Source organism: Clostridium saudiense, from assembly GCF_000577815.1.
Taxonomy (GTDB): Bacteria; Bacillota; Clostridia; order Clostridiales; family Clostridiaceae; genus Clostridium; species Clostridium saudiense.
In genome coordinates, this window is record NZ_CBYM010000010.1 from 44579 (window position 1) to 59502 (window position 14924).

The following is a 14924-nucleotide window of genomic DNA, read 5'->3' on the forward strand; positions in this document are numbered from 1 at the left end:
ACACCAATCAGCGGTGTTTTTTTTATTGCTGTAATACTTTAGTTATATCTATTTTGCCTTCACCTTGTTGATTTTTAGGAAGGTCTAATGGCACTGCAGCTACTTTGAGTAATGATAAAATATCATCAAATGTAAAATTAGGATTACGTTCAAATAAAAGGGCGCAAAGGCCAGCTACATATGCAGCAGATATTGATGTACCAGTAAAGCTTTTGTATGAAGTATCTAATTTAGGAGCATGTATTCTAGAATTATTTTTATAAGATATATATGCGGTATTTGAATTCAAGGATACTACATCCACACATGCAGCACAAAAATTAGGCTTTGTATCTTTCTTTATTGCACCACAAGATGAATATTCATAGGATCTTATAGTTGATGATGTTGTATCTATTCCAGAAACTGTTATACAATTATTACTTAATGCAATGCCTGTAATTGATCCATCAGCATTTCTGTTACTTCCACTAGGAAGTATGCAAACTATTGATTGAAGTTTTGCTATTTTCAATAGAGAATCAAAAAGTGTAAAAATAAACTTATTATAGTATAAGCTTTCAAAAGGAAGACAAATAACTTTTATATTATATTTATCACTCATAGTAATTAATTCTTCTAGAGAAAATAAAATATCAGAAACATATCCTTTACCCAATTTATCAAATGCCTTAAAGCAATGGATAGTAACTTCAGGAGCAACTCCTGTATATATTTTATTAGAGGCTAATCCATTACCGGCAATTATTCCACAAGTACAAGTTCCATGTCCGTTATCATCATATGGATAAGGTAAATCATTAATTAAATCAACAAAAGTATTGATTCTATTAAATGGGTAAGTTAAGTCACGGTGTGGATATACACCGGAATCAATAACACCTACGCTAACACCACGTCCATATATAGCTAATTTAGAAGATAATCTTATCTTATTTGCAGTTGATATACTCATACCACATAAAGTAAAGTATTGGTCTAAGCAAATATATTTAACCTCTGGATATTCTAATAATAATTGTATTGAGCTTGCTTTTAATTGAGCACATATTATATTACAAGATTCAATTCTTCTTATAACATTGCCATGATATGAGCGTATTTTTTTTGAAATTGAATCTGGAAAGTTTCTATATTGTATTAAAATACGATAATCTTTTATACTACTAGATGCTAAAAGAAATTTAAGATTAGGATCTAGTTTTTTAGTTGAAGAGAACATAAAAAACTCCTAAAATTATTCACATTACTATAGTATATGATTTAGGAGCTTTTTGTTAATATAATAAATTTAAAACTTCCATTTAAATAATACAATTCCAGCTATCATTATGGCTATTCCAAGTATCTCATGAAATGAAAATGGAACTTTTTCTGTGCCAAATAGTCCAAAGGCATCAATTAAGGCAGATGCGGATATTTGAGCTACTAGAATAACAGCTGTTCCGACGGTTACACCTAATGATTTCATACTTAACATAACTGTAAATGTTATTATAACTCCTAGGACTCCGCCAAGTAAGTAGAGTTTATTAGTTGATTTGATTTCCTTAAATGTGCCATCTTTAAAGAAAAAAAGTATTATTAAGGATAAAATAAGTCCAGTAGCCTGAACAAATGTATTTGTTTCCCATGTGCCTATCTTTTCACTTAGTCTAGTATTAAAAACACCCTGAAGACTCATAGAAATACCTGAGATTATAGCACCTATTAATCCAAACAAAATTATCACCTCCAGGTATAGTATTCCTAAATAGACAATAATATATTAAAATTTATTGTAATAAAAAAAGCATTAGATGTAATAAAAAATACATCATAATGCTTTAAAGGATTAATATATAAAAGAGTTGAAAATTTCTTCCTCTGAATATCCTAAAGTTACTCCAAGACTAAGAGAATCTTCTAGTAGGGTAAAGAAGTGATCTGTAGAAGGTGAGATTATTAGATCATTAATATCTATATATAGATTTAAGAATTGATCGCTTAAGCAATAATCGTTAGGTCTAAGTAATACTTCATAATTTTCAATATAATGCTTATCTATACCTAAGTTGATCACATGTGTAAGAAAATCAGCATATTTGATAAATACAGTTTCTTTATTTAAATTTAAGCCGTCATCTATCCAGTATTTATAACACTTAGTTTCTTCTGCAAGTGAGCTTAATTTTACTTGAAGTTCAAGATGCTTCCTTGCCCATAATTTGTATTGTGAGAGATCTTTATTAATTAAAAGTCCATGTTTTTTTTCTTTTTGTAATTCCACAATTGGTAAAATGTTCATAAGTGTCCTCCCTGTCTACTAGGATTAATATAATATATTTTACAGAAATTATTAATTCTTGAAAAGGTCAGTAAACGAATACAAAAAAATAAAATTTCAATTATGATTTTAATACGTTTCAATAAAAAAAGGAGCATTTTAAAGAAAATGCCCCTTAAATTCACAAAAAAATATATTAAATTGTTTTTAAGGGATATGTTTGAATTAAAGTTTCTCTACGATTATTAGAAATTTTCCAAAGTTCAATTCTATTAACCTTTAATGTTGAGATGCTAGGTTTATACTCAACAACTGAATCAAATTTCTTATTATCCTTATTTAGATAATTTATATTAGCTAAAGAAAGATGTAATTCATCATTTCCACCTTTTATATTAAAACCATAAAGTTTTAAGTTATCAGCAATTAATCTATCTATTTTTTTTATATATCCTATGTTTTCAATTTTTAAGTTGAGAGTTTTATTTGAATCGCAAAGTGTTACAGTTGATGACAGCTCTACTTTAAAATTTTTATATGGCTTTAGAATTTTATCCATTACAGTATTTAGTTTATCTATATTAGGATTTTCTATAACCTCTAAGGGTATATATGGGATAGGAGAGTTCCTATTTGCTCTAAATCTTTTTGACAAACTTCTTTGAATCGGACTTAAGTTTTTATAAGATACATCATCAAATAATGCTACCAAATAATATTTCATGTTATAACCTCACAAGTTAAATTTTGTATGATACTTTTATATTAAATTATATCATATATAAACTTAAATTGACAATTTATATATTTGCTAATAACTCATGGTAAAGTTTAAAAATAAGGGATTTTGGAAGAAAAAACCCTATTAACTCATGCATACTTTATGTTATAATCAATAGTGTTGACTAAAAAATATAAGGGAAAATTTTAAAAAATACCTTATAAAACAAAAAATGGATAAATTTTTATATTATAGGATAAATTAATATATATATAAATTTGGATAAGGGTGAATAGGATGGAAACATTAATCATTAATGGAGGCAAAGCATTGCAAGGCGCTGTAGAAATTAACGGAGCTAAGAATGCAGCAGTTGCTATTTTGCCGGCAGCTATTTTAGCTAGCGAAGGAAGATGTATTATTGATAATATACCAGATATAGAAGATGTACATTGTTTAGAAAGAATATTAGCTAGTTTAGGATGTAGAGTAAATAAATTAAATAGTAATACGTTAGAAATTGATGCTTCAGATATTACAACAGTTAATGCATGTACTGAAGATGTAAGAAGAATGAGAGCGTCATATTATTTTATAGGGGCGTTATTAGCAAGATTTAAAAAAGCTAAAGTTGAACTTCCAGGGGGATGTCCTATAGGGGTAAGACCTATAGATCAACATATAAAAGGATTTGAAGCTTTAGGAGCTGAAGTTGTTATAGAACATGGAGCTGTAAGTGTTAACGCTGAAAATTTACATGCAGCAAATATTTTCTTCGATGTAGTTTCAGTTGGAGCTACAATAAATGTAATGATTGCAGCAACTATGGCAGAAGGAACAACTGTATTAGAAAATGTTGCTAAAGAACCACATGTAGTAGATGTGGCTAACTTCTTAAATACTATGGGTGCTGATGTTAAAGGTGCTGGAACAGATGTTATAAGAGTAAGAGGAGTTAAGAAATTAGTAGGATGTAATTATAGTGTTATACCAGACCAAATTGAAGCTGGAACTTTCATGATAGCAGCAGCTGCTACAAAGGGAGATATAACTATAAAGAATGTAATTCCAAAACATTTAGAGTCTATTTCAGCTAAACTTATGGAAATGGGAGCTATAGTTGAAGAAGGTGACGATAGCGTAAGAGTTACTGTTGATAAACCTTTAAAGGGTGTTAGTGTTAAGACTGCACCATATCCAGGGTTCCCAACAGATGTACAACAACCTATGTCAACTTTATTAAGCATTACTGCTGGAAGAAGTTTAATTGCAGAAAGCATTTGGGAAAACAGGCACAAGCATACTGATGAATTAAAGAAAATGGGTGCTGAAATAAAGGTTGAAGGAAGAACTGCTATCATAGATGGTGTTGATTCATTAAATGGAGCTAAAGTTGCAGCTACAGACTTAAGAGCTGGAGCAGCTATGGTTATAGCTGGTTTAGTTGCTAAAGGAGAAACTGAAATTTCTGAAATAGAACATATTGATAGAGGATACCCTCATATTGAAGATAAATTCAGAGCACTAGGCGCAGATATAAGAAGAATAGAAAAATAAGCTTGGGGGAATTTTAAATGAATTTTTGCTCATTATATAGTGGAAGTAGTGGAAATAGTATTTTTGTAGGTTCAGAAAAGGCTAAAATTTTAATTGATGCTGGATTACCTGGAAAGAAAATAGATGAAGCGTTAAAGCAAATTGGGCAAAATCCAAGTGAATTAGATGGAATTTTTATAACTCATGAGCATATCGATCACATTAAAGGTGTAGGAGTTTTATCTAGAAAATATGATATACCTATTTATGCACCACAAGATACTTGGGTCGAAATGGAAAGAACCATTGGAAAGATAAAAGAGCATAATATAAAGGTTATGGATAGAAGATCTGTAGTTTCAATAAAGGATATAGAAGTTAAATCCTTTATTATTCCCCATGATGCGGCAGCACCAGTAGGATATACAATTAATCTTAATGATAAGAGGGCGAGTGTAGCAACTGATTTTGGGACTTTTACAAAGGAGATTGAAGATAATATCAAAGATTCAGATGTTATTTTAATTGAAAGCAATTATAATCCTGGAATGCTAGACTTTGGTCCATACCCTTATAGCTTGAAGCAAAGGATAAAAGAAGCATATGGTCATTTATCTAATGAAGATTGTGGAGAAGCAATTGTTAAGATATTAAAAAATGGCTTAGGAAAAAATATTATATTAGGTCATTTAAGCAATACTAATAATACTCCGGAGTTAGCAGAGCTTACAGTAAGAGATATACTAACTGCTAATGGTATTAAGGTTGGTTCAGATTTAGATTTAAGTTTAGCCAATAGGCATAATCCAAGTGAATTTATTACTTTATAAAAAATTAATTTATTAAAGTAGAAGGTGAAAAGTATGGAAAAATTATATGCATGTGAAGAACATATGGATGAAGCAATGGATGAAGTTATAGATGGCAAAGAAACATATCCTGTAATTAATGAAATTACAGGATACAAATGTACATATTGCGAAAAAGAAGCTAAGTATGAAGTCAAAATGGCTTAATATTATATGTTGAAAAATGTACATAATATTTAGTATAATTTTTATATAATCGTAAGAGAAGAAAGAGGAGAAATGAATATGAGTTTATATAAACAATGGACAGATATGGTCGTAGAATACGTTAAGACTAAAGGTGAAGCAGCTTTCTGGAATGAATATACTAAGATTGAAACTGCTATATATAAGGATTTATTAGCTAATAGCAAAGAAGCTATGAAGATTACAATTGCAGATTTTGCTAAGAAGTATGAAACTTCAGAAGAATTCATAATGGGATTCGTTGATGGAATCAATGATAGTTTAAATAATCAATATGATTTAGAAGCTTTAAACTCAAATGATGAATTAGTATTAGATATAAACTTAGAAAAACTATTCTTTAATATGTTAGAAGCTAAGGCTGAATATTTATATAACTTACCACAATGGGATGCTATATTCTCACCTGAAAAGAGAAAAGAAATTCAAAAGCAATACAGAGAATCTTGCAGCGTAAGAAATGAAAACAAAGTTGGAAGAAACGATGCTTGCCCATGCGGAAGCGGAAAAAAATATAAGAAATGTTGTGGAAAGTAATTTCTACTTAGTTTAAAAGAGCTTTGATATCAAAGCTCTTTTTTGTATTAATGAAAGAATGATTTAGTGTCAAATAGCAAGCTAGATAAATAAATTATAATAGTACAATTATTTATTTGGAGGTGCTTATATGCTTAATATATTTCCATATATATTTTCGACTACATTTAATACTATAGCTAATAATATGGATGTAATTGATAATATTGTAGATAATGTTGTAAATAATATTGTTAATAGTGATTTTATGGATAATTTAGTAAAAAATATAGATAATATGGCCCCGGTTGAGGTACAATTTAAAGAGCATAAGAGGGGGTATACTATTCAATGTTATTTGCCTGGGACTAAGAAAGAGAATATTAACTTGGAGTATGATAATAATTATATTACTTTACAAGTTAAGAGAAATATGTTTTATAGTAATAACCAGAATATAGCTGTAGCTGTAGTTCAAGCTGGTGGAGATATAAATGAGGATTATTATGTAGAAAATGCAGATCCTAGTGGAATTAGGGCTGTTTTTAAAAATGATACTTTGAATGTATTGATACCTAAGAGTACGTATATAAGTAAGGATACTACTATTGTTGATGTTGATACTTTCAAGGAATAATAAATAGGTTTTGAAATATTTTACTTAGGAGGAGAAAGTGATGAATATAACAGTTATTTCTGTAGGAAAGCTAAAGGAAAAGTATTTGAAGCAGGCTATTGATGAATACTCTAAGAGATTAACTAGGTATTGTAAAATTGATATTATAGAACTTCCAGATGAAAAAACTCCTGATAATGCATCTGAAAAGGAAGAGCTTCAAATTAAGGATAAGGAAGGACAGCTTATTTTATCTAAGATAAAGGATAATATGTTTGTTATAGCAATGGATTTAAATGCTAAACAAATGACCTCTGAGGAGTTCTCAAGGTTTATTGAGACTCAAGGGGTTATGGGTAATTCGAACATAACTTTTGTTATAGGTGGTAGTCTTGGATTATCTCAGGATGTAATAAAGAGAGCAAATTATAAGATATGTTTTTCTAAGATGACTTTCCCACATCAGTTGTTTAGGGTAATGTTATTGGAACAAATTTATAGAGCTTTTAGAATAATGAAGAATGAACCGTACCACAAATAAATGATATTTATAAATATATTTTATATATTTAGATTTTAATGAAGCTAGAGGTACAGTAGTTAGATTTATTTTTTACACAAATCAATCTACTGTCCCAAAAGAGTATATGACTCAGTAAAAGTCATATACTCTTTATATTACAATTCTTTAGCAATAGCATATCCTGCATGAATAGCATCTTTTATTGTTCCAACATTGTTTGCGTCTCCTATAGTGTGATAAGGCATTTGAAGTTCCTTTAAAGTATCAGCCAGTGTGGTGTCTGTGCGGTAACCTACGGCGAAGATAAGGGTGTCGGCATCAGCAATGCAGTGGATTTCACCGTCTTTGCTATAGTAGATTTTATCTTCCTCTACCTTTTCAACCTTGGCGCTACAGATTAGCTCTATGCCTTTTTTCATCATACGTTGTACAAGTAAACTTCTACCTGCGCCTGTTTCTGTTGACATGATTTCTGGAGCCATTTCAATTACAGTGACTTTTCTGTCTCTAGGAAGACGGTCATAAACTAGGGGTGCAAGATAATCTGCAGTTTCACAACCTACAGAACCACCTCCAATAATAACGATTTTACGGCCAGGGAAGGCTTTTCCACCTAGAATATCATCAGCAGTTGCCCAATGTTTAAAGGATGTAAATGGTTGGATAACAATAGGGGAGGCACCATTGCTTATAATCACTTCATAATCAGCAAATTCATTTTGTAATAGTTCTTTATTAACAGTACAGTTTAAACGAATTTCAACTCCAGTTTCTTCGAGTTTTCTAACCATGTATTGTGTAACCTTTGAAAGATCTTGCTTAGCAATTGGCACGGAAGCTATACGCATAAGTCCACCTAGTTCTTCATTTTGATCGCAAAGGACTACATGATGACCTCTTTTCTTTGCAACATAGGCTGCTTCCATACCAGCAGGTCCGCCACCAATAACAAGAATTTTTTTCTTTGTGTTAGATAACTTAAGAGTATCCTCATTTTCAATTTCAAGAGAGGGATTGATTGTGCAAGCTACACGCTTTCCAAACATAATACCGTTTAGGCAACGAAGACATCCAATACATGGACGTATATCATTATCCATACCTTTTTCGGCTTTATTAGCAAATTCAGAATCACATAAATTAGCTCTTCCAATCATGCAGATATCTGCTTTACCATTGGCGATTAATTCATCAGCAATCCAAGGCTCTGTAATTCGTCCAACAGTAGCTATTGGGATTGACGTATGTTTTTTGATTTCTTCTGATAACTTAGCGTGAGAACCTTGCTTTGTACCAGGTGCAGGGATTGAGCTACCACGCATGATAGTAGTTCCTCCAGATACGTGAATCATATCAGCACCAGCTTTCTCTAATTGCTTAGCAATGTATATTCCATCGTTAAGATTTAAGCCTCCATCACAGTATTCATCACCAGAAATTCTTACATCAATGATGAAATCTTTTCCGCACGTTTTACGAACTTCTTCAATAACTTCTAGTGTTAATTTCAAACGGCCATTGATATCACCACCATATTCATCAGTTCTTTTATTATATAGAGGAGATAAAAAACCTCCTAGTAGACCGTGGGCATGAGCAGCATGAATTTCAACACCATCTCCTCCAGCGGTTTTAATTCTTAAGGCTGCTTCACCAAACTGCTTGATAATAATCTTTAATTCTGGTATGGTTACTGGTCTTGGGGCTTCCTTCGCATAGGTAGGCCCAACATTTGATGGTGCGATTAAACGAGGTGTTCCCGGAATAGGGAAGGCCATGTAAGCAGGATGGAATAATTGGGGAAGGATTTTTGCTCCATACTTATGGACAGCCTCCGTCAACTTTTTCCAACCAGGAATATAAGAATCATCACTTATGGACATATCTCCAGGTAAATATGTGTAAACAGGTTCAATAGTAGTTACTTCAGTAACAATAAGACCAACACCACCCTTTGCTCTTGCAGCGTAATGCTCAACTAAAGTATCTGTTACATAACCTTTATCTGCTAGGTTTGTAGATATTGGTGGCATAAAAATACGGTTTTTAACTGTGGTTTCACCAATTTTGATAGGTGAAAATAAATGACTATATTTTTTCATATCCTCATCTCCTTTTTCTTTGATGTTACCATATTATTCAATTAGTATCCTTGTCCTAGCTTGATGTTAAAGGTTAAAATATGTCCTCATATTTGAAGATTAAAAGCGAAATGAGATAATATTAAAGCGAAAAATGACTTATAATAGAAAGTTACAAGGTAGATTTTAAGTTCCTCCATTTTAAACTTTAGCAATATCTATAATAATTTCATCATTACAGTGAGTTATAGTGCTTTTTACATCTTTAGATGTTTGAATGGAGCAAAGAGTATGCCCTTCTTTCACTTTGATTTTTATGCTATCATTTTCATAAAGGATGTTTTCTGATTCTTCTAACAGGTGTTGAAGGAGCTGCTTTTGATTATAATCTAGAGACATTATTTGTTCTCTTTTATCTTCATTAAATTTCATGTTATTGACAAACTTTTTGCGATAGTGGCTAGGAACAATTCCATAAAGTTCTTTGAAGGCTGTGGTATAGGCTTTAGAATTTGGCATGCCACAATCAGCAGCAATCTGCTCAATGGATTTTTTCCCCTCTAATAAAGATTCTATGGATTCACGAATTCTTACTAGAGCAACATATTTTACAAATGGAATACCTGTATACTTCTTAAAGAGTTTGGAAGTGTAAGAAACGCTAAACATAAGTGTATCTGCTACATCTGTTAAACGTAGATCCTCTTGATAATGGCTATCTATGTACTGAATAGCTTTAATATAGTTTTCTCTATGAATAGATTGAAGAGGTAAACGTTCAATAGGATACTGCATGTGATTAGAAGTTATATAAACAATTTCCATCATTATTGTATTTAACTCAAATAAATTATTATTACCACGTAATAGAACTCCAACTAATTTACCTATTTGAAGCTTTAATTTTTTCAATAATTTCAAATTATTATTGTCAGTGCAAACAATTGATTCGTAGGAATGCTTTATTTCTCCTATCATTGCTGATGGAAAGAGAGAAAAATCAATATGTATGGTTAAAATCACATTTTCTTCTCTAGAATTTTGACGAATTATATGAATATCATTTGGAGCAATGATTAATAGTTCATGCTCTTTAATTATATGAGAGAAGTTTTCTGTAATAACCTCATATTCTCCCTTTAAAACGTAGGTTATTTCTAGACTACTATGACGATAAAATACTTGTCTGCTAAAGCTGTTAATGCTTAGGCTTAAAGGATAACCGAATTTTTGACCTGAAAAATCATAATAATATTTCATATTTTGCATAAAAAAACCTCCATTTATTGTAGTTGCAGATTTAACGTATTTTTTCTTTAGATATATAAATTAAAATTATATTACTAATAATAGATGCTTTTACAAAAATAAACAAGTTGTTATTCTTGATAATGATTGAATGATAAAAGTCTTAGCGAAATAAAGAAATTATATAGGGAAGATAGACAAGATATATTAGAAAAAGCTGATGAGCTTATTAAGAATACTTATCGAGTTCTCATTACTAGAGGGATGAAAGGATGCTATATTTATTGCGTATTTGAAAAAAAATTTAGTTATAGCAGTTAAATTTGTATTGGTTGCTAATGAATAATATATCACTAATTTAAATAATTAGAATTATGAATAATGAACCGTACCATAAGTAAGTGAGGTTTTTACTGAAATTAGGTTAATAAATAAGGGAATTTGAGAAGGAGAGGGTTGAGAATATTATCATTTAAGTAAGCCTTTATATATAGAACTTTAGTGATAAATTATATGTGGAATTGGTATATAAATAATATTATTAATTTAATGTTAAGAGTGTTAATTTATGAAATTAGCACTTTTATATTTATAATATAATTGAAACTTTATGTTATTATGTATTTATAAAATAAATTCATTTTGATATATATTATATAAAATGGAGGAAAATATAAATGAAAATTAATATATTAATTGTTGAAGATGAAAAAGAAATAAGGGAAGGCGTAAGTGAATATCTAGCAGAGGTTGGATATAGCGTTATAAGTGCAGAAGATGGAATGCAAGCAATAGAATTATTTAAGAATAATAAAATTGATTTAGTAATTTTAGATATAATGCTTCCAAAGGCTAACGGATTTGTTGTTTTAAATAAAATTAGACAAGAAAGCAATGTTCCAGTAATTATGTTAACAGCAATGAGTGATGATTATACCCAAATTATGAGTTTTGATGAAGAGGCAGATGATTATATTACAAAGCCATTTTCAATAATAGTTTTACATAAAAGAATAGAAGCACTTCTTAGAAGAGGAGTAAAAGTTAGTGAAAATAAAAAGTGGTGTTATGGAGATATAGAAATTGATTTTGAAGGATATTCAGCAAGAAAGAATGGCGAAAATATTGATTTAAAACCTAAGGAAATAAAATTAATAGAGTTATTATTAAAGTATGAGGGAAAGGTTTTAACAAGAGCACAAATCTTAGATAATTTATGGAGGATTGAAGAAGCACCAAATGATAGGGTTATTGATGTATATATTAAAAATATAAGAAAAAAGTTGTTATTAGATTGTATAGTAACAGTTAAGGGAATTGGATATAAATTTGAGGAGAAATGATGAATAAGTTAAAGCTATTTTCAAAAACATATATATTTACCATGGGGATAATAAGTGTAATAATTTTAATTTCAAATGTTTTAATTTATTTAGCATTACCCAAGGTATATGTGAATAATAAACAAAAGGAAGCTGATAAAATTATTGAAGATTTAATTGAACAAGTAAATAAATCTGATAATAAGGAATCATTTAAGATAGCAAAGAATTTTGCTGAAAAATATAATATTCAAGTTTTACTTACTATAGGAGATGAAAAAAGGGTATTTCAAGGTTTGCACAAAGTAGATATATATGTTAATGAAGAGGAAATTACAGAAAACTCTTTAATAATTCCTAATTTAAGTGGTGAAAATATTATAGAAAGTTTTGATGATGAAAATGGAGAAATATTCGGTCAATATATTAATATAAATAATTTATCAATAATAAAAAGTAGGGACTTTAAAAAAAGTAATGATGTAAATGGAAGTGCTAAAATAGTAATGGATTTAGAATCATTCACAGAAACAAGAGATATTATATTAAAAATACTTCCATATTCTATTTTTATAAGCTTGCTTATAGCACTTATTGCATCATATATATATGCAAGAAAAATTACAACTCCAATAAAAGAAATTTGTGATGTTACAAAAAAAATGGAGAATTTAAATAAAGAAGCCTTTTGTGAGGTAAAAACTGAAGATGAAATAGGAATATTAGCAGCTAATGTAAATAGTTTATATGAAAATTTATTAAATACAATTGTATCATTGGAAGAGGAAATAAAAAATGTAAGTGAATCTGAAAAAATTAAGGTGGATTTTTTAAGAAGCGCATCACATGAGCTTAAGACACCACTAATGAGTATGTATATAATGATTGAAAATATGCTATATGATATAGGAAAATATAAAAATCATTATATATATTTAGAAAAATGTAAGGATATAGTTAGTGAATTAAGTAAAATGGTTCAGGAAATTTTAGATACTTCAAAACTTAATATAATAAATAATAAAAATGAAAGTGTATTAGATTTAGGTAGTTTAGTTCAAAAGAACATAGAACCATATAAATTAATAGCTAAGTCAAAGAAAATTAATATTAAAATGAATTTAAAAGAGTCTTTTAATATTAAAGTAGATGAAAAATTATTTACTAAAGCAATTTCTAATATTATTTCTAATGCAGTAAATTATACTGATGAAGGAAAGGAAATAAGAATATATATAAAAGATAAAAAACTTATTATAGAAAATGATTGTAAGCCAATTTCAGAAGAACATTTAGCACATATTTTTGAGGCATTTTATAGAGTTGATTTTGATAGAAATAAGAGTAGTGGGGGGAATGGGTTAGGATTATACATAGTTCAACAAATTTTAAAAATGTATAATTTAGATTATTCTTTTAAATCAATATTAACTGGAATGAGTTTTGAAGTTGATTTTAATTAAATATTTGAAATTTGTTCATGTTTAATAAAAAATAAAATAGTTGAAAAATAACGGGTATTAGATTAATAATATCCTTATTTTTTTATAAAAAATAATTTAATTAATACGATTCTTAATGAATTTTATAAACTTAATTTTTAAATTTCATAAATATTTCATATTAGGTTGATAGAATGTACTCAAGTTAATAAACAAGGAGGACATAAATATGAATGTATTTAAGAGATCAATATTATATATAACAAGAAAAAAAATAAAAAGTATTATTATGTTATTTATATTATTTGGAATAGCAACGGCAGTTTTAAGTGGAATTTCAATTAAAAAGGCAGCAAATATAGCAAGACAAGATTCAAATAAGGATATGGCAAATACTTTTGAATTACAAGCTAATTTTGCGGGTAATTTTGAAGGAACAATTCCAGAAAATTTAATTGATAAGGTTTCAAAGGTAGAAGGTGTTAAGAATTATGATGCAGCAATTCAAGGAGCTGGTTTAGATTTAGAAAATGTAAATTATATAAAACCTGAAAAAAATGTAGTTCAATATAATGATGATTATAAATATGAAAAACTTTTTTCTGTAGAAGCACATAAAAGTTCAGAATATGATACTAAGTTTATAAGTAAATCATTAAAGCTGATTGATGGTAGACATATTGTTGCTACTGATAAAAACAAGGTATTAATTCATAAGGATTTAGCAGAAGCAAATAATTTAAAAGTTGGAGATACTATAAAAGCAACAAAGAGTGCTGGAGATTTTAATGCATCAACTTTATCTAAAAGTGATTATGACCTTGAAATTGTAGGTATTTTTGAAAGTGAAAATACTGAAAGAGCTGGACATAAATTAGAAATGCCAGAAAATCTTTTAATTACTGATGTAGATACTATTAAAACTTTATATGGATATTCAGATGGAAATGTAAAATATACAAATGCTACTTTCAATACAGATACTGATGTAGATAAAGTAACATCAAAATTTAAAGATATTCCTACTGATTGGAATAAGTATACAATAGTAAAAAGTGAAGATACATTTTTAGCTTTATCTAAGTCTTTTGATTCTTTAGATAAGATTATAAATATGGTTTTAATTGGAGCAATAATAGCTGGAGTAATAATACTTTCATTAGTGTTAGCATTTTGGATTCAAGGAAGAGTTCATGAAACCGGTATATTACTTTCAATAGGAGTTTCAAAGTTTAATATTATTTCTCAATATATAATTGAATTATTACTTATAAGTATATTAGCTTTTGGAGGATCATATTTCTCAAGTAAGGTAATTTCACAAAATATAGGAAATACAATAGTTGCACAAGCAGGTAAGCAAGCGGTTCAAGACGTTCAAAGTGGATTTGGAGGATTTTCATTAGGAAATGATGTTAATAGTTCTTTAGCAACTCGTACAGTAGATGAAATAGATGTAAAAGTAGAGGTTGAAGAATTAATTTATGTATATGTTATAGGAACAGTTATTATCATACTTTCAGTAATGGCATCATCAGCATCAATAATTAGATTAAAACCAAAAGAAATATTATCCAAAATGAGCTAGGAGGAAAATA

General features: G+C 29.0%; 16 protein-coding genes. 10 read left to right on the forward strand and 6 right to left on the reverse strand.

The genetic code is table 11. The features are described 5' to 3' along the window. Positions 1–22: 22 nt before the first annotated feature. The 4 genes from TY07_RS07100 to TY07_RS07115 all read right to left on the reverse strand — a co-directional run bounded on the left by TY07_RS07100 (position 23) and on the right by TY07_RS07115 (position 2990). Positions 23–1222: a S8 family serine peptidase gene (locus TY07_RS07100; protein ID WP_042397299.1), complete on the reverse strand. Its 1200-nt coding sequence runs from the start codon at positions 1220–1222 to the stop codon at positions 23–25. Between the two features lie 69 nt (positions 1223–1291). After that, positions 1292–1723, reverse strand: a complete 432-nt coding sequence (locus TY07_RS07105) for a DMT family transporter (RefSeq protein ID WP_042397300.1) — start codon at positions 1721–1723, stop codon at positions 1292–1294. 111 nt (positions 1724–1834) lie between these two features. Beyond that, positions 1835–2287 carry a dUTP diphosphatase gene (locus TY07_RS07110; RefSeq protein WP_042397303.1) on the reverse strand — a complete coding sequence of 151 codons (453 nt, stop codon included), beginning with the start codon at positions 2285–2287 and terminating at the stop codon, positions 1835–1837. A gap of 175 nt (positions 2288–2462) precedes the next feature. Next, positions 2463–2990, reverse strand: coding sequence for a hypothetical protein (locus TY07_RS07115; RefSeq protein ID WP_042397308.1), 528 nt, complete (start codon positions 2988–2990; stop codon positions 2463–2465). 294 nt (positions 2991–3284) lie between these two features. Between TY07_RS07115 and TY07_RS07120 the strand changes: the two genes are divergently transcribed. The 6 genes from TY07_RS07120 (at position 3285) to rlmH (ending at position 7251) form a co-directional block, all read left to right on the forward strand. After that, positions 3285–4544 (forward strand): UDP-N-acetylglucosamine 1-carboxyvinyltransferase, encoded by a 1260-nt coding sequence (locus TY07_RS07120; RefSeq protein ID WP_042397311.1) that lies wholly within the window; start codon positions 3285–3287, stop codon positions 4542–4544. A gap of 17 nt (positions 4545–4561) precedes the next feature. Continuing rightward, on the forward strand, positions 4562–5353 hold the full coding sequence (locus TY07_RS07125) for an MBL fold metallo-hydrolase (protein WP_042397313.1): 792 nt from the start codon (positions 4562–4564) through the stop codon (positions 5351–5353). Between the two features lie 33 nt (positions 5354–5386). Beyond that, positions 5387–5539, forward strand: a complete 153-nt coding sequence (locus TY07_RS17590) for a CxxH/CxxC protein (RefSeq protein WP_070098843.1) — start codon at positions 5387–5389, stop codon at positions 5537–5539. 78 nt (positions 5540–5617) lie between these two features. Then, positions 5618–6115 (forward strand): SEC-C metal-binding domain-containing protein, encoded by a 498-nt coding sequence (locus TY07_RS07130; protein ID WP_042397318.1) that lies wholly within the window; start codon positions 5618–5620, stop codon positions 6113–6115. 130 nt (positions 6116–6245) lie between these two features. Further along, entirely contained in the window at positions 6246–6731 is a 486-nt protein-coding gene (locus TY07_RS07135) for an Hsp20 family protein (protein ID WP_042397321.1), read from the forward strand. A gap of 40 nt (positions 6732–6771) precedes the next feature. Next, a complete protein-coding gene (gene rlmH, locus TY07_RS07140; protein WP_042397323.1) occupies positions 6772–7251 on the forward strand; it encodes a 23S rRNA (pseudouridine(1915)-N(3))-methyltransferase RlmH in 480 nt (159 codons plus the stop codon). A gap of 137 nt (positions 7252–7388) precedes the next feature. Here rlmH and TY07_RS07145 read toward each other — a convergent pair whose 3' ends face one another. Beyond that, positions 7389–9335, reverse strand: coding sequence for an NAD(P)/FAD-dependent oxidoreductase (locus TY07_RS07145; protein ID WP_042397328.1), 1947 nt, complete (start codon positions 9333–9335; stop codon positions 7389–7391). A gap of 180 nt (positions 9336–9515) precedes the next feature. Beyond that, positions 9516–10583 carry a helix-turn-helix transcriptional regulator gene (locus TY07_RS07150; RefSeq protein WP_042397331.1) on the reverse strand — a complete coding sequence of 356 codons (1068 nt, stop codon included), beginning with the start codon at positions 10581–10583 and terminating at the stop codon, positions 9516–9518. Between the two features lie 126 nt (positions 10584–10709). Between TY07_RS07150 and TY07_RS17805 the strand changes: the two genes are divergently transcribed. The 4 genes from TY07_RS17805 (at position 10710) to TY07_RS07165 (ending at position 14914) form a co-directional block, all read left to right on the forward strand. Further along, entirely contained in the window at positions 10710–10883 is a 174-nt protein-coding gene (locus tag TY07_RS17805; RefSeq protein ID WP_078061306.1) for a DNA/RNA helicase domain-containing protein, read from the forward strand. A 356-nt stretch (positions 10884–11239) separates the two neighbouring features. After that, complete coding sequence (locus TY07_RS07155) at positions 11240–11905, forward strand: response regulator transcription factor (RefSeq protein WP_042397335.1); 666 nt, start codon at positions 11240–11242, stop codon at positions 11903–11905. Further along, positions 11902–13347 (forward strand): sensor histidine kinase, encoded by a 1446-nt coding sequence (locus tag TY07_RS07160; protein ID WP_005211996.1) that lies wholly within the window; start codon positions 11902–11904, stop codon positions 13345–13347. Before TY07_RS07155 ends, TY07_RS07160 begins: the two co-directional genes overlap by 4 nt. 208 nt (positions 13348–13555) lie before the next feature. Beyond that, positions 13556–14914, forward strand: a complete 1359-nt coding sequence (locus tag TY07_RS07165; protein ID WP_042397341.1) for an ABC transporter permease family protein — start codon at positions 13556–13558, stop codon at positions 14912–14914. Positions 14915–14924: the final 10 nt, after the last annotated feature.